The sequence below is a fragment of the Priestia veravalensis genome, from assembly GCF_001457055.1.
GTDB classification, from domain to species: domain Bacteria; phylum Bacillota; class Bacilli; order Bacillales; family Bacillaceae_H; genus Priestia; species Priestia flexa.
In genome coordinates, this window is sequence record NZ_KQ758632.1 from 66,330 (window position 1) to 84,580 (window position 18,251).

The 18,251-nt window shown below is 37.0% G+C and carries 18 protein-coding genes and 1 riboswitch; of the genes, 11 read left to right on the forward strand and 7 right to left on the reverse strand.

What is annotated here, in order from left to right:
* Positions 1-19: 19 nt before the first annotated feature.
* From AS180_RS04925 to AS180_RS04940, 4 genes are all read right to left on the reverse strand, one after another.
* Positions 20-1,930: an ABC transporter permease gene (locus tag AS180_RS04925; RefSeq protein WP_062686504.1), complete on the reverse strand. Its 1,911-nt coding sequence runs from the start codon at positions 1,928-1,930 to the stop codon at positions 20-22.
* Entirely contained in the window at positions 1,905-2,675 is a 771-nt protein-coding gene (locus AS180_RS04930; RefSeq protein ID WP_025908491.1) for an ABC transporter ATP-binding protein, read from the reverse strand. Before AS180_RS04930 ends, AS180_RS04925 begins: the two co-directional genes overlap by 26 nt.
* Positions 2,676-2,805: 130 nt before the next feature.
* Positions 2,806-3,807: a sensor histidine kinase gene (locus AS180_RS04935; protein WP_025910006.1), complete on the reverse strand. Its 1,002-nt coding sequence runs from the start codon at positions 3,805-3,807 to the stop codon at positions 2,806-2,808.
* Positions 3,804-4,505, reverse strand: coding sequence for a response regulator transcription factor (locus AS180_RS04940; protein WP_025910007.1), 702 nt, complete (start codon positions 4,503-4,505; stop codon positions 3,804-3,806). The genes AS180_RS04935 and AS180_RS04940 overlap by 4 nt, the downstream gene beginning before the upstream one ends.
* Positions 4,506-5,076: 571 nt before the next feature.
* Positions 5,077-5,231, forward strand: a riboswitch (cyclic di-AMP (ydaO/yuaA leader).
* Positions 5,232-5,444: 213 nt separating this feature from the next.
* On the opposite strand from AS180_RS04940, the gene AS180_RS04945 reads away from it, so the two are divergent.
* The 8 genes from AS180_RS04945 (at position 5,445) to AS180_RS04980 (ending at position 13,511) form a co-directional block, all read left to right on the forward strand.
* A complete protein-coding gene (locus tag AS180_RS04945; protein WP_025910008.1) occupies positions 5,445-6,671 on the forward strand; it encodes a dicarboxylate/amino acid:cation symporter in 1,227 nt (408 codons plus the stop codon).
* 201 nt (positions 6,672-6,872) lie between these two features.
* A complete protein-coding gene (locus AS180_RS04950; protein ID WP_025910009.1) occupies positions 6,873-8,237 on the forward strand; it encodes an aspartate aminotransferase family protein in 1,365 nt (454 codons plus the stop codon).
* Positions 8,230-8,931 (forward strand): CoA transferase subunit A, encoded by a 702-nt coding sequence (locus AS180_RS04955; protein WP_025910010.1) that lies wholly within the window; start codon positions 8,230-8,232, stop codon positions 8,929-8,931. The genes AS180_RS04950 and AS180_RS04955 overlap by 8 nt, the downstream gene beginning before the upstream one ends.
* Positions 8,916-9,578 (forward strand): 3-oxoacid CoA-transferase subunit B, encoded by a 663-nt coding sequence (locus AS180_RS04960; protein WP_025910011.1) that lies wholly within the window; start codon positions 8,916-8,918, stop codon positions 9,576-9,578. The genes AS180_RS04955 and AS180_RS04960 overlap by 16 nt, the downstream gene beginning before the upstream one ends.
* A 12-nt stretch (positions 9,579-9,590) precedes the next feature.
* Entirely contained in the window at positions 9,591-10,859 is a 1,269-nt protein-coding gene (locus tag AS180_RS04965; protein ID WP_025910012.1) for a peptidase, read from the forward strand.
* 27 nt (positions 10,860-10,886) lie between these two features.
* Complete coding sequence (ablB, locus tag AS180_RS04970) at positions 10,887-11,723, forward strand: putative beta-lysine N-acetyltransferase (protein WP_035320758.1); 837 nt, start codon at positions 10,887-10,889, stop codon at positions 11,721-11,723.
* A 92-nt stretch (positions 11,724-11,815) separates the two neighbouring features.
* Positions 11,816-13,219 (forward strand): lysine 2,3-aminomutase, encoded by a 1,404-nt coding sequence (kamA, locus tag AS180_RS04975; protein WP_025910014.1) that lies wholly within the window; start codon positions 11,816-11,818, stop codon positions 13,217-13,219.
* A 16-nt stretch (positions 13,220-13,235) separates the two neighbouring features.
* The gene (locus AS180_RS04980) at positions 13,236-13,511 is read left to right on the forward strand and encodes a YokU family protein (RefSeq protein ID WP_025910015.1); all 276 of its coding nucleotides are present in this window, start codon (positions 13,236-13,238) and stop codon (positions 13,509-13,511) included.
* A gap of 47 nt (positions 13,512-13,558) precedes the next feature.
* On the opposite strand, the gene AS180_RS22260 is transcribed toward AS180_RS04980, so the two are convergent.
* From AS180_RS22260 to AS180_RS04990, 3 genes are all read right to left on the reverse strand, one after another.
* On the reverse strand, positions 13,559-13,720 hold the full coding sequence (locus AS180_RS22260) for a hypothetical protein (protein ID WP_156413445.1): 162 nt from the start codon (positions 13,718-13,720) through the stop codon (positions 13,559-13,561).
* A 121-nt stretch (positions 13,721-13,841) separates the two neighbouring features.
* Positions 13,842-14,690 (reverse strand): D-amino-acid transaminase, encoded by an 849-nt coding sequence (gene dat, locus AS180_RS04985; RefSeq protein ID WP_025910016.1) that lies wholly within the window; start codon positions 14,688-14,690, stop codon positions 13,842-13,844.
* Positions 14,691-14,818: 128 nt separating this feature from the next.
* Positions 14,819-15,856: an acyltransferase family protein gene (locus AS180_RS04990; RefSeq protein WP_062686505.1), complete on the reverse strand. Its 1,038-nt coding sequence runs from the start codon at positions 15,854-15,856 to the stop codon at positions 14,819-14,821.
* A 381-nt stretch (positions 15,857-16,237) separates the two neighbouring features.
* Between AS180_RS04990 and AS180_RS04995 the strand changes: the two genes are divergently transcribed.
* From AS180_RS04995 to AS180_RS05000, 3 genes are all read left to right on the forward strand, one after another.
* Positions 16,238-16,453, forward strand: a complete 216-nt coding sequence (locus tag AS180_RS04995; RefSeq protein WP_025910018.1) for a YozE family protein — start codon at positions 16,238-16,240, stop codon at positions 16,451-16,453.
* A gap of 172 nt (positions 16,454-16,625) precedes the next feature.
* On the forward strand, positions 16,626-16,763 hold the full coding sequence (locus AS180_RS23130) for a hypothetical protein (protein WP_175384188.1): 138 nt from the start codon (positions 16,626-16,628) through the stop codon (positions 16,761-16,763).
* 11 nt (positions 16,764-16,774) lie between these two features.
* Complete coding sequence (locus AS180_RS05000; RefSeq protein WP_025910019.1) at positions 16,775-18,250, forward strand: recombinase family protein; 1,476 nt, start codon at positions 16,775-16,777, stop codon at positions 18,248-18,250.
* Position 18,251 lies beyond the last annotated feature (1 nt).

The following is an 18,251-nucleotide window of genomic DNA, read 5'->3' on the forward strand; positions in this document are numbered from 1 at the left end:
TAGGGTCCGCTTTTTTTATTTACATAATAGCTTTTTTAATATGTTTTAAATAACGGAAGCGAATGAATAAGAAATACACTACTTGAACAGCTCCAAATCCAAGCAGAACGACTGCAGTTTCCTTAACAACTGAGAATTCAAATAAGCCTTGAAGAGCTTTAAACGCAAACACGCTGTGTACAAACGCTACAAGAATGGGAACAAAAAATAATAAAACAAGCTGAGGTGTAATAATTTTATTGAGCTCAGACTTAGTTAAACCAACTTTTGCAATCATTTGATACTGGCGTTTATCATAGTCAAGGTCTGTATACAAACGGAAGTATAAAAAGCTTCCTGCTGCAATGAAGAAGACACAGCCGACTAAAAGTGCCACGAAAAGAGCAGTGCGATACATTTCCATCATCATATTGTAATCATATCCAGCTGATGAGAAATAGAAAGCTGGATCACTCGTATAATCCCTAGTATAAATGCCGGCTTCTCCGTTATATAAACTTAAGCCAATGTCTTTTGTTTCGACCCAATCTTTAGTTGCAAATCCGTAATAGTGAGTTGTTGACGTAGGGTTTTTAATTTGTTTATAAAGCTCATTTGGAATGACGTACAAATCATAGCCGATCATTCCAGAAGAAAAGTAAGGTGCATCAATAATTTTTGTTGCGTTGAATGTTAGATTGCTTTCACTTAAAGTAATGGGTTTCATCTTTTCATCTAAAAACGTATTATAAGTGACTGTGCTGACATAATGACCTTCATTTTCTTTTAACTTAAGTGGTTTTTCACGAGCTGCAATAGCCATCGCATTATAATCAGACAAGGAGATAAGCTTAACCTTTTTATTCGTTTCTTTTCCTGTTTGTTCGATTAACGTTACTTTGATTTCATTATACGATAAGTCGTTTTTATTAAAATCATCTCGAATGACTTGTACCTGTGCTTTTTCGTTCGGGTTTTGATCCGATGATTGATAGACAACGGGAATTTGAGCACGTTCGTCGAATAGCTTTTTTGAGCCTCCCATCGCCGATAAGGTTCCAATTGCACAAAAAGCAACGGTTGATACGATTGTTACCATGAAAAACATACGAGCGTTATCTTTCATTCTGTAAGCTAAATCTGAAATGGTAATAAGACGAGTATGATTCCAGTAAAAGCGCTTGTTTTTCTTGAACATTTTTAATAAGAAAGCACTTAGCTGCGTATAGAAAAAATAAGTTCCCACAATCGTCATAAGGATAACGATAAAAAAGCGATAGCCAATATTATACATGTTTGCTGTCCACGCTAAGTAATAGCCGCCAATTAATAAACCAGCAGCCAGTAATGATAAAATAATAGAGGTTTTAGGTTCAGGCTTTGGTTTTGATGTAGACTGAAACAAATCTAACAGTTTGTTTGTGCGTACAAAAACGCTTGTGAAAAATGAAATAACAAGAAATAAAACGGTAAATGCAGCTATTGTTAAGGCGAGTGCTTCCCAAGGAACTAAAAACGAAAGGGGTTTTTCCATGCCAATAACGTAAGATCCAACCATTAAGTAGAGCTTGCCGAGAAGCATTCCAACAAGAATTCCCGTAATGATGGCTGAAAAACCAATGATCATGTTTTCTAAAAAAATCATGGTGTTTAGCTGACGTTTAGACATTCCATGCATAATGAAAATTCCAAATTCACGCTTGCGAGACTTTAAAAATGCGCTGACAGAATACAGGACGAAGAAAAACGAAAATACATAGATAATATATTCAGCCGCCGTCATGCCCTTTTTTGCCATTTCTTTTGTTACACCTTCTGTGACCCCAGGATGAAAAATAAACATTGCATAAAGAAAAAAAACGGCTACAGAAAAGGCGCTGCTTAAAAAGTAAGCTGCATACGTACGCTTATTACGCATCACGTTTTTAAATGCGAGTTGTCGAAAGCTCATGTGCGTCTCCTCCTAAAACTGATAGCATATCAATAATTTGCTGATAAAAAGCTTGACGATTATTTCCGCGGTAAATTTCGTTATAAAGCTGTCCATCTTTAATGAAAATTACGCGATTGCAATAGCTAGCTGCGTGCGCATCATGAGTGACCATCATCATTGTTGCGCGTTCTTGTTCATTTAAATGCTGCAGGGTTTCCATCACATCTTTAGATGCTTTGGAATCTAAGTTTCCAGTTGGCTCATCAGCCAAGATAAGCTGTGGATGGTGGATAATTGCTCGGGCAATGGCGGCTCGTTGCATTTGTCCGCCTGAAATTTCGTACGTGCGCTTTTTTAAGATATGTTCAATGCCGAGTTTACTAGTAATAGCAGCTACTCTCTTGGTCATTTCGGAGCTTTTTACTTTGTCTAAAGCAAGCGGTAAAATAATATTTTCTTCAACAGTTAATGTATCTAATAAATTAAAGTATTGGAAGACAAACCCGAGCTCGCGGCGTCTAAAAAGTGCAATCTCTTTTTTCTTAAGTTGATGAGGATTGCGGTTGTTAATGATTACTTCTCCAGCCGTCGGTGAATCAATGGTAGAAACCATATTGAGCAGGGTTGTTTTCCCGCTTCCGGACGGCCCCATAATGCCAACAAATTCTCCTTTTTCAATTGAAAAGTTAACGCCTTCTAAGGCTTTGTAAGAAACGTTTCCTTCATATACTTTTGTTAAGTTATTGACTTGTAAAATAGGCATAGTCAAACTCCTTTGTAAATGTTTTTTCTTTATAGCCCTATCTTATTGAAATTTGATCTAACGTGCCATGTACTAAGCTTACAGGAATCTTACACTTTTGTAAGAAAGCAAGAGAAGGCTAATCTATATATTAGCCTTCTTGGGTACGAGCGATATTTTGTTGAAAAATTAAGCGTATGGTAGTTCCTTGTCCTTCTTTTGATTCAAGCTCTATCTGATGGTGGAGCTGTTTACAAATTTCTTTTACGAGATAGAGCCCCATCCCTGTAGATTCTTGATATTTCCGACCGTTTTCTCCAGTGAAATAGGGATCGAACACCCGCTTTAGGTCTTGTGATGGAATACCTATTCCTTGATCTTTTACTTCTAATATAACCTGTCTACCTCTTTCAAATGCTGAAATGGTGATGCTTTGATTAATTCCAGCAGAATAGCGGACGGCATTAGTAATAAGCTGTGAACAGGCAAAGTGAATCCACTTTTCATCAGAAGCGACGATGTACTGGGGCGGAACGTTAACTGTTGGAAATACGCGGTTTCGAATAAAAAAGCGTTTATAACTCGAAATAAGGCTAGTTACAACTTTATGTAGAGAAACACTTTCCGCTTGAAAATCATGAGTGAAATCATTCAATCTCGATGTATATAATACAGTCTCTAATCCTTTTTGAATTCGCTCCATTTCATCTTGAATGCTCATAAAGATAGGTTCATCTTCATTTTGAATCATAAGGTGAATAACAGATACAGGAGTTTTCATTTGATGAACCCACTGATTCATAAATGTAATATGTTGATTAAGCTTATTTTGATAGTGATACATTTCATTATGAAAGCTTCGAAATTGACTCTCCAGCAGTTCTTTTAACGCTTCTGAAAGCGGAGACTCCTCTTCAGACAATATGCTGTCTTCTGACTTATGTAAGGGATTTGACAGGTGTTTATAAAATGTTTTGTTTGTATAGTAGCGATAGCATAAATAAGTGATGTAGATAACGGTGCTGATTAAAATAGCATAAAGAACAGTAAAAATGTCTCGAAAACCATCTAACGCAAAAATCGTACATACTAAACCCAATTGGATAAGATAAAAAAATGTAAGAGGAAGATGTTCTTTAAAAAACAGCTTCATGCTTTATTTTCCTCTTGAATCCGCAGCATATAGCCTGTACCTCTAATTGTTTCAATCGCTTTTTCGATACCAACATCCCCTAGTTTTTTACGCGTACGCGTCATGTAGACATTTAGAGTATTATCATCAACAAAAAGCTGGTCGTCCCAAATTTTTTCGAGTAATCGATCTCTGCTAACAACTCTTTCTGCTTTATCTAACAATGTTTCAATGAGCTTGCTTTCTGTTTGGCTAAGCTCAACTTCTTTGCTTTGGTAGCGTAATAGTAACCTTTCAGGATATAAAGTTAAGCCGGCGTGCTCTACAATTCGCTCCTGGTTAGTAGGTGCATAGGACCCGTATGCGCGTCGTAGTTGGCTATTTACCTTGGCAATCGCGACGTCGTAGTCAAAAGGCTTGGTTAAATAATCATCTGCTCCACTTTCTAACGCCATCACTTGGTCCATTTTTCCATCGCGTGCTGAGATGAAAATGATAGGGCAAGTGGAAAGAGTACGGATTTGTCTGCACCAATAAAAGCCATCATATTTTGGTAAATTCACATCCAATAAGACAAGGTTAGGGTGGTGCTTTTGAAAATCATCAAGTACATCTGTAAATGACGTAACGATATGTACGAGTAAATTATATTTTTCAAGATGTTCTTTTAATAAAGAAGCAATTTTTTGATCATCTTCTACAATTAAGACGGTAAACATGGTTAGGACTCTCCTCTATAGATAAAAATCAATATATTGTTCTTTATAGTTTATCAAAAAGAAAGGGGAGATTGAAATGGATTTTAGAAAAAAATGTAATTTATGAAATTGCTCGCCAAAAAAGTAAAGTTTAAATTAGCTAAACTTAATTATGGTGAAATTCAGAAAAAAACATTTACATATATACATTAAACCAGTATAAAATATGAATATAAAAATGATAATGCTTACAATTATTGTATAAAAATAACATTTAATGAATATTAATTATTTTGTTTTAAATGTTATAAAATGGATTTCTTCTTTATGTGTTTAGTATTACTATACAAATTGTTAGTTGTTATTGGTATGAGGTGCTATTTTAAGTTGGAATGTCATTTGGTAAAGAGTAGTTTAGTTTATAACGAACATAAATACGAATATAAAATATACATAAAATGTGATAAAATGTGACATGAAAATAAAAAAAACGACAGTGTTTTGAATTTTTTTTGTATATTATCTTGACAAAGTGATAGGAAATGAATTTTAATAAAGAAGTAAGTTATTGCAGTTTAAAACTATTACATCAAAATAACAGTTGCTTAATTTCAGATTGAAAGAAAGCGGGGGACCCAAATTTGTGCAGACAAGCACTAGGGGTGAATCTTAACTTAATAGTTAAGTAGGGTAACTCACATACCCGAATCCGACAGCTAACCTCGTCAGCATTTTGTGGGAGAGTACATGGAAGGTTTGAAAACCAGAGAGGGCTCTCATGGTTTTTTTTGTACACTTTTTTCGATGATTTTAAAAAAAAGCAGCTGGAGCTCGTTCTATTCTGAAAATTTCAAAAATAATATAAATTAAAAGTAGTTATTCTTTTTGGAATATTCAACTTGTTAATCTTGGTAGTTATTAAATTAATAATATAATTTGTTTATATGAGGGGGTCCATCAATGAAACTATCAACAAAGATTATCATTGCACTAATTATTGGTGCTGTTGTAGGTGTCTTGTTAAATACGTTTTCACCAGGGACGTTTACAACACTAGATAAATATTTATTTACGCCGCTTGGGCAAATCTTTTTAAATCTTATTAAGATGCTTGTTGTACCGATTGTCTTTTTCTCAATTGTACTTGGCGTTGCAGGTTTGGGAGATCCGAAGAAACTTGGCCGCATCGGCGGTAAAACAATTGGTTACTTTTTAATTACGACAACAATTGCTATTACAATTGCTATTATCTTAGCATTTATTATTAAGCCAGGCACAGTTGGAACATTCGACACAGCAAATGCTTCCTTTGAAGCACAAGAAGCACCTCCTGTAGGTGAAACATTACTAAACATGATTCCTACTAACCCAGTTCTAGCAATGACTGAAGGAAACATGCTTCAAATTATCGTATTCTCAATCTTTATTGGATTTGGAATTACGATGTTAGGTAATAAAGCAAAAGGACTATATAACATTATCGATCAAGGTAATGAGCTTATGATGTACCTTGTAAACTTAGTGATGAAGTTTGCTCCATACGGTACGTTTGGTTTAATCGCAACTGCGGTTGGTAGCCAAGGATGGGGAGCGATTAAAGCAATGGGGCTTTACATGTCAGTAGTTGTGCTTGCGCTATTTGTTCACGCTATCTTAACGTACGGTGGATCTATAGCGCTGTTAGCAAAGCGCAACCCAATTGAGTTCTTTAAAGGCTTTGCACCAGCTATGACTGTTGGTTTTAGTACATCAAGCAGTAATGCGACGTTGCCAATTGCAATGAACGTAGCTCAGAAAAATCTTCGTGTACCGGAATCCATCAGTAGTTTTGTTCAGCCATTAGGTGCAACAATTAACATGGATGGAACAGCAATTATGCAAGGGGTAGCAACTGTTTTCATCGCTCAGGTGTACGGAGTAGATTTATCATTCAGTGCACTAATTACAGTTGTTGTAACAGCAGTTCTTGCAAGTATTGGAACAGCGGGTGTTCCAGGTGTTGGACTTATCATGTTAGCGATGGTACTTTCAGCAGTTGGCTTACCAGTAGAAGGTATCGCATTAATCATCGGTATTGACCGCTTGCTTGATATGATTCGTACATCGGTTAACATTACAGGGGATGCTGCGTGTGCAGTAATTGTTGCCGAGTCTGAAGCAAGAAGAGCTGAAAAAGCAGGAGCTTAATGTAATGCATTAACCAGTAGGGGATGACTGGAGAATGACAAACAAAGGATTTCTGATACGATAAAAAGGCTCACTCTTTACGTTTAAACGTAAGGAGTGAGCCTTTTTCTGTTTTAGTGAAAACAATCCTTTTTATTTAGCAAAAACAGTGTCCATATGGCATAGAATCTAATAGAAGTCTGCTGACAAGGAGGAATCGCGATGAATGATAAGTCTTTATCGAACTTGATCAAACCACTGTTAAATGCTTGGTATCCTACGATTTCTCACGGAACGGGAGTTTATTTGTATGACGTGGAAGGCAAAAAATATTTAGATGGATCATCTGGTGCCGTGACGGCAAACGTTGGACATAGTGTTCAAGAGATTATTGATAAAATGAATGACCAAGCAAAAAAAGTTGCGTTTGTCTATCGCTCTCAGTTTACAAGTGAACCTGCTGAAAGCTTAGCAGCACGGCTCTGTGAACTGAGCAATCATCATTTTCAGTTTGTGTTTTTTGTTAATAGCGGGACAGAAGCAACAGAAACCGCAATGAAAATGGCTATTCAGCATTGGCAGGAAAAAGGGAAGCCTCAAAAAATAAAAGTATTATCAAGATGGATGAGTTATCACGGCATTACGATTGGTGCTTTGTCCATGTCAGGGCATGCGGGTAGAAGAAAAAGATTTGTACCTTTACTAGAAGAATACCCTTCTGTTTCACCACCTTATTGCTATCGATGTCCATTTGAAAAAACGTATCCATCCTGTGATTTAGCGTGTGCAAATGAACTCGAAAGAGTCATTAAGCGTACAGGAAGCGAGCAAATTGCTGCTTTTATTACGGAGCCTATCATTGGAGCAGCTGGAGCAGCTATAACGCCACCTGATGGATATTACGAGCGAATTCGAGAGATTTGCGATAAATATGATGTTTTATGGATTGTAGATGAAGTGATGACGGGGATGGGGCGTACAGGAAAGGTCTTTGCTTATGAACATTGGAAAGCCAAGCCGGATCTTTTGACTCTTGGTAAAGGTTTAAGTGCTGGATATACTCCAATTGCAGCAACAGTTGCTACTAAAAGCGTACTAGCGCCCGTATTAAATGGATCTAATCTCATTATGAGTGGGCATACATTAAGTGCAAATCCGCTTTCTTCAGCCGTTGCGTTGGCCGTGCTGGATTATATACAGAATCATTCTTTAATAGAAGCAGTGGAGAGTAAGGGAGCATATTTATATGCGAAGCTTAAGAGCTTGCAACAGCAAGTAAACATTATCGGAGATATACGAGGGAAAGGGTTATTGCTAGGATTAGAGCTTGTTCAAAACCTGAATTCTAAAGCTTCATTTCCTTCATCGTTTGAATTAACGTCTAGGGTTATTCAAAAAGCTCAAGATAAAGGCCTTTTATTATACCCATCTCAAGCTGGAGAAGATGGAGTAGAAGGAGACGGAATTATTATTTCACCTCCATATACTATTACGTCACACGAAATTGATGAGCTGGTGGGATTATTAACTGTGACGATGGTTGAGATTGAAAAAGAATTGGGGGGAGAGGAAGAGAAAAATGAATAATCTTCAAAATAGGTTTCATAAAATGATTAAAAGCACAGATGTTATGAGCTATGTTCAAAATGATATGACAATCATGTTTGGAGGGTTTGGAGGGGTAGGTACAGCTCCTACTGTAATTGAAGAAATTTTAAAAAGTGATGTTAACGGGTTAACGCTTATTTGTAATGATGCAGGTTTCCCAACCATTGGTGTAGGAAAGCTTGTATGTGAACAGCGAATTAAAAAGCTCATTGCTTCGCACATTGGTTCGAATCCGGTTGCTGGTAAACAGATGAACGATGGAATACTAGAAGTAGAATTTTCTCCTCAAGGAACGCTTGTTGAGAGAATTCGAGCAGCCGGAGTGGGCATCGGTGGGGTATTAATTGATGTGGGGATTGAAACTGACGTAATTTGTGTGGGAAAGCAAATGATCACTCTATCAGGCAAAACGTTTTTAGTTGAGACGCCGTTAGAAGCAGATGTATCGATTGTTTACGCTAAGAAAGCAGATGAATTTGGAAACTTGCTGTATGATAAAAGCGCTCGTAATACGAATCCGCTTGTAGCTATGGCTGGAAAAGTAACGATTGCTGAAGTAGAAGAAATTGTCCCATTAGGTGAACTTAATCCTGATTCAATTATGACTCCAGGTGTATTTGTAAACTATATTGTACAGTCAAAAGGGGTGAATTGGAAATGGGTTTGGGAATAGATAATCGTCATCGAATTGCTAAGAGAGCTGCTCAGGAAATTGAAAATGGAATGATTGTAAATCTAGGTATTGGAATTCCATCGCTTATTCCAAACTATGTTCCTTCGGCGATAGCGGTTATGTTTCATGCGGAAAATGGAATTGTTGGAATCGGTCCTTCTCCATTGGAAGGGCAAGAAGATGAAAATGCTTGCAATGCAGCGGGGTATCCTATTACTACGCTTTCAGGGTCTTCCTATTGTGATAGTGCAATTGCTTTTGGAATGATTCGAAAAGGATACGTTGATATGACTATTCTAGGAGCGCTAGAAGTCAGTGAACAAGGGGATTTGGCAAATTGGATTGTACCAGGAAAGCGAGTACCTGGTATGGGAGGAGCGATGGAATTAGCGCAAAAGGTTAAGAAAGTTGTTGTGCTAATGAATCATACCAATAAAAATGGTGAACCAAAGCTTGTGAAAACGTGCTCTTTACCTCTTACTGCTAAGCGCTGCGTGGATTTAATCATTACGGACCGAGCTGTCTTAAAAATAGAGAAAAATCACTTGCTTTTAATAGAAGTAATGTCTCCTTATACTGTGGAAGATGTGCTGCAAGCAACTGATGCAACAGTAGAGCTGAGCGATAGCATCAAAATAATTCCCTAAGGAGGTTGAGATATGACAAATTGGCAAGGGGAAATTCAGAGCTGGTTGACGGAACATAAATATGAAATAGTTCGGTTGTTGCAACGTTTTGTACAGGAAGCAAGCGTCCAAAGAGATGAAAAATATGTTCAGGCGATTGTGATTGAAAAGCTAAGACAGCTTCAGTTAACCATTGACATATGGGAACCGGATATTAAAGAACTGCGTAAAAATGAAGCATTTGTCTCTACTCGAACTAACTTTCAAGATAGTCCTAATGTAGTAGGTACCTTAAAAGGAAGAGGAGGAGGGAAATCTATTCTATTAAACGGTCATATTGACGTGGTACCAGCAGGAGATTTAGCACACTGGAGAGACGAACCGTATAGTGGAATGGTAAGAGACGGTAACGTATATGGACGAGGAAGTACAGATATGAAAGGAGGAAATGTAGCTCTTCTTTTTGCTATTCAAGCGTTACAAGAGCTCGGTATTTTATTAAAAGGTGACGTTATCTTTCAAAGTGTAATTGAAGAAGAAAGTGGAGGAGCGGGTACGCTTGCCTGTGTGTTAAGGGGGTATAAAGCAGATGGAGCAATAATTCCTGAGCCTACAAGCATGAAAATCTTCTCTAAGCAACAAGGTTCGATGTGGTTTCGTTTAACCATACATGGTCGATCTGCTCACGGAGGTACAAGATATGAAGGAGTGAGTGCAATTGAGAAAGCAATGCTTCTTATTGAGCATCTCCAGCAGCTAGAGAAAAATCGCAATGCTCGCATTGTTGATCCGTTGTACAAAAATACGCCCATCCCTGTGCCAATTAACATAGGCACGATAAAAGGCGGATCGTGGCCGTCTTCAGTTGCAGATGAGGTGATAATTGAAGGGAGAATTGGGGTAGCACCTCATGAAAAGATGAAGGATGTGAAGGAAGAAGTAGAAGAATGGTTGAAAAAAATTAGCGTGCAAGATTCTTGGTTTGATTTTCACCCTGTGGATTTAGAGTGGTTTGGAGCGCATTGGCTGCCAAATGAGTTAGATACACAGCACCCCCTTATTTCATCTCTCTCTCAAAGCTATGAGCGAGCAATGGGTCACCCTCCTACTATTGAAGCGTCACCTTGGGGAACGGATGGAGGGATTTTATCTCAGGTTGGTAAGATTCCAACAGTTGTTTTTGGTCCAGGAGTTACGGAAGTTGCTCACTTTCCAAACGAATATATTTCTATTGAATCTGTTATAAAAGCCACTGAAATTATTGCTCTTACTATTATTGATTGGTGTGAAATTGCCGACTGATAAAGGAGGGGAAGCAATTTGATTGAAGTGAATAGACGGGACTTCAGCGCGCTGTGCATACAAGACTCTTTTAATAAAAGACTTCGAATTGAGGATTACCGAGGGAATATTTCTAGCATGATTTACTATATAAAGAGAGAGCTGAATAAGCACCAGTTAGAAAAGGTAATTATAAAGTCTCGCTACGAACAAGTTCAAAGCTGGTTGCAACATGGGTACCGTTTGGAAGCCACCATTCCATCTTATTTTAATGGAAGCACTGCTTACTTAATGACTTTTTATGAAAGCCAAGAGCGACAAGTGCACAATCATTATGCAAAAGAAAATAATCTACTTCAAAAAGTCCAGTTATTACCGCTAAAGTGCCCAGAAACATTGTTGTCACCTTACAAATTAAGGAAAGCTATAAAGAGTGACGCCAAACAGCTAGTAACATTATATAAAACGGTATTTACTATTTATCCATCTCCCTTACATGATCTAGTCTACGTTCAAAGCATGTTAGAAGACGGAACACCTTTCTTTATTGTTGAATATGAAGAAAAAATTGTAAGCGCAGCTGCTGCAGAAATTAATACGCTTTATAATAATGCAGAATTAACAGATTGTGCCACCCTTCCATCTCATCGCTCGCTTGGCTTAATGAAGCATTTGATGGTTGAAATAGAGAGAGAATTGAAAAAGAAGTATGTTTATTGTGTATATACAATAGCTAGAGCGCTTTCATTTGGGGTGAACGCAGCTTTTCATCAGCTTGGCTATGCGTACAGTGGGAGACTTATTAACAATTGTTTGATTTCCACGGCGCTAGAAAATATGAATGTATGGTCAAAGGATTTATCAACCTTAACAAGTGAGTCTTAGGATAAGAAAGTCACATAAAATATAACCATTTACTAGGCGTTCACATATAAAGTAGTAGCACAGTCTAAATTGTAATTAAGGGAGGAGTTTTTGTGTTACATGACTTATATAAGCCGTCACGTCATTGGAAAGACATCGAACTTTGGAAAGATGTACCGGAAGAGAAGTGGAACGATTGGATTTGGCAATTAACCAATACGATTCGAACTCTTGAGGATTTAAAAAAGGTCATTCATTTAACATCCGAAGAAGAAGAGGGTGTTCGAATTGCAACCAAAACGATTCCATTAAATATTACACCTTACTACGCTTGGCTAATGAACCCAGGTGACCCGCGATGTCCAATCCGCATGCAGTCTGTGCCAATTGGCCAAGAAATGCATAAAACGAGATATGATTTAGAAGATCCTTTAGAAGAAGATGAAGATTCACCTGTACCTGGGCTTACACATCGTTATCCGGACCGAGTTTTATTTCTTGTTACTAATCAGTGCTCGATGTACTGTCGTTATTGTACTCGAAGACGATTCTCAGGACAAATTGGAATGGGTGTTCCTAAAAAACAACTGGATATGGCAATTGAATATATTGCTCAAACAAAAGAAGTGCGAGATGTTCTAATATCTGGTGGGGATGGATTGCTAATTAATGATCAAATTTTGGAATATATCTTAAAAAATTTACGCGCTATTCCCCATGTTGAAATCATTCGTATTGGCACAAGGGCACCGGTTGTTTTTCCGCAACGTATTACAGAAAATTTATGCTCCATTTTAAAAAAGTACCATCCAGTCTGGCTCAATACTCACTTTAATACATCAATTGAAATTACAGAAGAAACGAAAAAAGCATGTGAAATGCTTGTAGATGCTGGAGTGCCTGTGGGCAACCAAGCAGTTATCTTATCTGGCATTAACGATAGCGTACCAATTATGAAGAAGTTAATGCATGATTTAGTGAAAATCCGTGTCAGGCCTTATTATATTTATCAATGCGATTTATCAGAAGGAATCGGTCACTTTAGAGCACCTGTATCAAAAGGCCTTGAAATTATTGAAGGGCTAAGAGGACATACGTCTGGCTATGCTGTACCTACCTTTGTAGTAGATGCTCCTGGTGGAGGCGGTAAGATTGCTATTCAACCAAACTATTTAATTAGTCAAAGTGCTGGTAAGGTTGTACTTCGAAATTTTGAAGGGGTCATTACGACTTATCCAGAACCGGAAAACTATGTCCCTAACCGAGCGGATGACTATTTTTATTCAATTTATCCAGACGCGAAGCAAAAGGAATCTTCCATTGGAGTAGCAGGGTTGATGAATGAAACAAACTCAACGCTTATTCCAGAAGGTTTAGGGAGAGTAAACAGGCGTAAGTCGTATGAAGCAGATACAGCACATGCGACCCTAAAAAATAAGCGTGAAAAGCGCGACGAGTTAAAGGAGAAAAAGTTTCAAGCGCAAGCACAAAAAGAAAAAGATTCCACTTCATCTTGAGGAGGCAAATACAATGATGGTAGAATGCGCATGGTGCGGCGAAAGCGCTGGAGAAAAAAGCGTTCATACCGCTTTTTGGGAACTTCCAGATGGAACAAGAGGAATTGAAATCACAGATGTACCTTGTATTAAATGTTCTGCCTGTGGAATGTATTATCAAGAAGAAGAAGTGATTGAAGAAATAGAAACACAGCTGCTGCTTGTAGATACAAAACTGTTGCCAAAGGTTATTTCCTATAAAGAGTTACTAGCAACACCGCGTTTGTTAAAGCGTAATTACTTTAAATTTTAATAAAGAGTTTGGGACATAACAAAATGATTGCTTCTAAAAGGCGAACACTAGCTGTTCCCATCTCTTTGATTTGTCTCAACACGTTCGTTCCATTGCGCTACGGCCACTCGCTTTCCGCGGGGAGGAACCGGAGCTTCCTCGCTGCGCTGCGGGATCTCCGTTTTCCCTCTCTTTCCCGCAGGAGTCGAGTGACCTACGCTCCATTTCACCCTGTTTCCAACATTGTTTTCACAATCAACAAAAAACCTGAACGATTAAAAGTTATGAACTCTCAATCGTTCAGGTATAGTAGAGGCTGAACTACTTATGTCTCAGTCTCTTTATTTTTTATTAGCTTTGTATGTGTACTTGCTGTTCTCGAAATATTTGATACGCATTGGTTAATTTATCAATAATGGGACGTGTTGATGACAAATGCTGCTCATCAATACGTGCGATCGGTAAAATACCAATGGATGTACTCGTGACAAACGCTTCATCAGCTTGTTTAATAAAATCAATTGTCATATGCTGTTCTCGTACTTGAATGCCTTCTTCTTTTGCGCAAGCAAGGACATTGGTTCGAGTAATGCCACATAAAATTTGTTTTGTGGCTGGAGTTGTATATAAAATTTGATCCTTGATGACGAAAACATTGCTGCTAGAACCTTCCGTTATGTATCCGTCTTTTACAAGGATGGCTTCTTTGCATCCTTTAGAGGCAGCTGCTTGCTTTGCAAGGATATTTGGAAGTAAGTTTAATGATTTAATGTAGCAGTTTGCCCAGCGCTCATCTTCTAAAAGTAAAGTGGAAATACCTTTTTCGTAAGCCTCATCAGGCATTTGACGCGGGTGTCTAATCGTCATAGATAGCTCTGCTTTGGTATCTGGAAATAAATGATTACGAGGAGAAATTCCACGCGTTACCTGCATGTAAATATCTGCTTCTTCCAACGTAGACTTTTGTATTCCTTCTTCAATTATTTTCTCCAAATCAGTTCTGCTAAACGGCAGCTCAATTAATAACGCTTTTGCGCTTCGCTCAAGACGATCTAAATGTTGAGAAAGTGCTAGAGGTGTTCCCTTGTATACGCGAATGAATTCATATACACCATCGCCAAATTGATGTCCGCGTTCATCAATAGGAATTACTTTTTCGTTAATATCTCGAAATTGTCCATCATAGTAACCGAGTTCCATTTCTATACACTCCTTCTTTCTCTTATAGTGAAACGTTACCACAAAATTCAGTAAAATGAAATTAGAAAGTATTTGAGTCATATAGACAAAAATCTCACCTCTTGCTAGAAGGTGAGATTTTTTCTTGTTTATGGGAACGTTCGTTTAATGGCTAATGAGAATTTTTCAATTGCCTTCTTTGGCGTAATGAACTGAATGAATAGTTTCGTACCAGTAATGCTCCAATCAACAATACGACTACCTAATAGAAGCGTTACTAAAATAGACATGGCTGTTAAAACCATAATGCTCCAAAAGCTAGCATCTAAACTTTTGGCAAATTCGGTAGTGAAAAACCACTTTAAAATAAATCCATGTAAAAGGTAGACATAAAGCGAACGCTGTCCGATGCTAGTTAAAGCAAAAGGACGGGTTGGAATTAAGGCCATAAATGCAAAAGATACAATAAACGCAATGCCATAGTGAGACAAGCGCATTAAAAATTCGCCTACGCTATTGTATGTGTTTGTACCATAAAGCATGTCCGTATAAACGGTTTCATTTAAAAAGTAATAACTTGCTGCTAGTGTTACAACTAAGATAGTGGAAGCAATGACTCGATTTTTAGCTGTTAAAAGATTTTTAAATGGTTCTTCTCTCTGTGACAAGTAATACCCCGTCAAAAAGAATGGGAAGAACACAAACATGCGACTAATACTTAGTATTTTTTCAAATCCATCAATGTTAACAAAACCAATTCCAACACCTAGTAGAATAGAAGCTGTCATGCTGATCCACATTGGGAACTTTGCGAAAAATGGCAGCATTAATTTCCAAAAGATTAAGCTAAGTAAGAACCACATTGCCCATCGCGGTACTAAATACTGTAGTGTGTACGTTTCATTCGTATAAAGGGCACTATAGTAAAAAGTGTAGATGGTTTGAAATGCTAAGTAAGGGATAGCCACTTTGGTAAAGATTTTTTTGTAATATCCTTTTTTATGAAAGTTTTTTGAAAAATAACCAGCTAGTAAGATAAATACTGGCATGTGGAAAATAAAGATAAAGTGATAAATGGATAACATACCTTCGCTATCTGTACGATAAGGTGAAATCATATGTCCAAATACAACTAAAAAAATTAATACAAATTTAGCGTTATCAAAATAAGCATTTCGTGTACTCATAGTATTCATCTTTCCTTATTCTTTGCTGATTTAAACGTGCTTCAGCAATTTTTTATTGTGCTTTCAGTAGCAAATTAAATCATGAAAGTGAAAAATTTGCAATTTATATTTTTACTATAAAAACTGTCGAAACAGCATTTTTGTTACATTTGTGCATCGTTTTTGTCACATTCACTTAAAGTGAAAAACAAAATGCTTGATATGACAACTTGTCTTCTTTACTATACAATGCAACTAGAACATAAATCTGTAACCATAATGTAATGTTTCTCATGTGTCTAGGTCAGAATTCGACGTCATTCACAAGAGACTGTTTAAATGGTAGTCTTATAGCAAATAAAACGTGAGTAAACAACGCATAAAATACAGGGGGAACAACGTATGAAGTCATTTTATCACTACATGATGAAATTTAGGTTAAATCCAAAAAATGATCTAATAGGACAGTTAGCACGATTTGTGTATGAAGACCATAGCTTTCCTAAAACGGCAGATGATTACAATGAGATCAGCTCCTATCTCGAATTAAACGGTGATTATACGATGAGCATGTCTGTTTTTGATGAGGCATGGGAGCTATATGAAATGAATCAGTAAGGTGTTTAAAACAAAGGGCCTCTATACGCTGCGTATAGAGGCCCTTTGTTTTTTTGTGAAAATCAGCGTATTTCAGGCTTGATTGAGGTGATGTTATACTTCCCCTTTTACTATTTTTGCATATACTATTGTAACTTTTCAGTAGGTGTTAGTTTAACAAGGAGGTGCGACGATGGCAGGCAAGAAAAAGCCTAAATACCGCATTGGGGATACAATCGTTGTAACGATCTATGGGACCGTTGGCACCATTACAGATATTAACTTTCTATTATTATTGGTCATGTGTTATGATTTTATTATGACACATTAGGGGGATAAGAAATGGCATTGGCTGCGATTTATTTACGATTATCAAGGAATGAGGAACAATTAGATATTGAGGAAATTTTAACACATCATCGAAATGCTCTTGTCAAACTTGCAAAGCAACATAACTTGACTTATGACGTTTATCAAGAAATTTCTAGTGGTATCAATACTCAAAGAGCTCAATTAACTCAATTGCTAAATAAATTAGATGAATACGATTATCTTTTGGTTATGGATATTGATCGGATTTCCCGTGACAATGCCTATGCAGAACAAATTAAAACCATGCTAATAGCAAATGACATAAAAATTTTGACACCCCAAGGGGCAATTGATCTTACTCAGGAAAGTAATGAGATGTTATATTCGTTCCAGGCAATGTTGGCAAATTTTGAGTATAAGCAAATCAAAAAACGTCTAAGTCGAGGTCGATTAGCTGCTGCAGAACAAGGTAGATGGACAAACAGTAATAAGACACCCTTGGGATATGAAAAGGACAAAAATCAAAGATTGGTCATTGTTGAAGAAGAAGCAAAAATAATTAGGTACATATTCCAAAAGACATTAGAAAGAGTTAGCGCGAATGAAATAGCCAAACAATTAGATACGCTAGGTTGGAGAAGTAGAATTGGAAAGGTCTTAACTTCCTCCCATATATCATCATTAAGAAGAAATGTTGTTTACTATGGTGTAGTTCAAGCATGTAGAAGGGTAAACGGTAGAGTTGTTGATGAGGTTTTCGTTGAAAATGCACACGAACCGATCATTGAAAAGCAACAATGGTTAGATGTGCAAAAAATTCTTGAAGAAAACACAGCAGGAAAATTTTTCAACAAAAAGAAAGCAACACGAAAACTACAAAACCTAATTTATTGTAATTGCTGTGAAAGAAAAAGATATATCCAAATAGATGGAAACGAAACGGATTATATCAAATCTTGTAGTTATAAAATAAGCAATAATACTTGCAGAGATAGGGGACATAAATATCTTCCGGTGGAAGATTATGTGATTAATAAGGTCAAAGAAAAGAAGGTAGACTTTGAAAAGGCAATTCAGAAATTAAAATCTCTTGATACTTCGGATGAAGAAAATAAATTAAAAAATCAAGTCGATTCCTTAGGAAAGCAATTAGAAAAATTTGAAAAGAGACAAAAAAATTTAACAATAATGAGAGCAGACGGCGAAATTAGTAAGAGTGATTTTCTTGTAATGAGTGAGGAGAATGAGAGACAAATTAAACAGGTAAAGCAACAGCTGGAATTAGTGGATATTCAAATAAAAAACTTAAAAAACACTGAAAAAGAACAAAGAAGGTTAGAAAAAATTATTGATGTAATAGATAGGATAGAGATGCTTGACCCAGAGGAGTGTAATGCTTTCCTAAAAACGTTCATTAAAAAAATTTGGTTTTCAACAAATGCGATTGCAAATCATAATACTAAAACAGAGGTTCCTGAAGTAACAATTGAAATTGAGTGGCTATAAA

Bases quoted from the DNA above. Each gene is read 5' to 3' on its own strand.
- AS180_RS04925 (WP_062686504.1), bottom strand. From the start codon at position 1,930: ATGAGCTTTCGACAACTCGCATTTAAAAACGTGATGCGTAATAAGCGT.
- AS180_RS04930 (WP_025908491.1), bottom strand. From the start codon at position 2,675: ATGCCTATTTTACAAGTCAATAACTTAACAAAAGTATATGAAGGAAAC.
- AS180_RS04935 (WP_025910006.1), bottom strand. From the start codon at position 3,807: ATGAAGCTGTTTTTTAAAGAACATCTTCCTCTTACATTTTTTTATCTT.
- AS180_RS04940 (WP_025910007.1), bottom strand. From the start codon at position 4,505: ATGTTTACCGTCTTAATTGTAGAAGATGATCAAAAAATTGCTTCTTTA.
- AS180_RS04945 (WP_025910008.1), top strand. From the start codon at position 5,445: ATGAAACTATCAACAAAGATTATCATTGCACTAATTATTGGTGCTGTT.
- AS180_RS04950 (WP_025910009.1), top strand. From the start codon at position 6,873: ATGAATGATAAGTCTTTATCGAACTTGATCAAACCACTGTTAAATGCT.
- AS180_RS04955 (WP_025910010.1), top strand. From the start codon at position 8,230: ATGAATAATCTTCAAAATAGGTTTCATAAAATGATTAAAAGCACAGAT.
- AS180_RS04960 (WP_025910011.1), top strand. From the start codon at position 8,916: ATGGGTTTGGGAATAGATAATCGTCATCGAATTGCTAAGAGAGCTGCT.
- AS180_RS04965 (WP_025910012.1), top strand. From the start codon at position 9,591: ATGACAAATTGGCAAGGGGAAATTCAGAGCTGGTTGACGGAACATAAA.
- AS180_RS04980 (WP_025910015.1), top strand. From the start codon at position 13,236: ATGGTAGAATGCGCATGGTGCGGCGAAAGCGCTGGAGAAAAAAGCGTT.
- dat (WP_025910016.1), bottom strand. From the start codon at position 14,690: ATGGAACTCGGTTACTATGATGGACAATTTCGAGATATTAACGAAAAA.
- AS180_RS04990 (WP_062686505.1), bottom strand. From the start codon at position 15,856: ATGAGTACACGAAATGCTTATTTTGATAACGCTAAATTTGTATTAATT.
- AS180_RS04995 (WP_025910018.1), top strand. From the start codon at position 16,238: ATGAAGTCATTTTATCACTACATGATGAAATTTAGGTTAAATCCAAAA.
- AS180_RS23130 (WP_175384188.1), top strand. From the start codon at position 16,626: ATGGCAGGCAAGAAAAAGCCTAAATACCGCATTGGGGATACAATCGTT.
- AS180_RS05000 (WP_025910019.1), top strand. From the start codon at position 16,775: ATGGCATTGGCTGCGATTTATTTACGATTATCAAGGAATGAGGAACAA.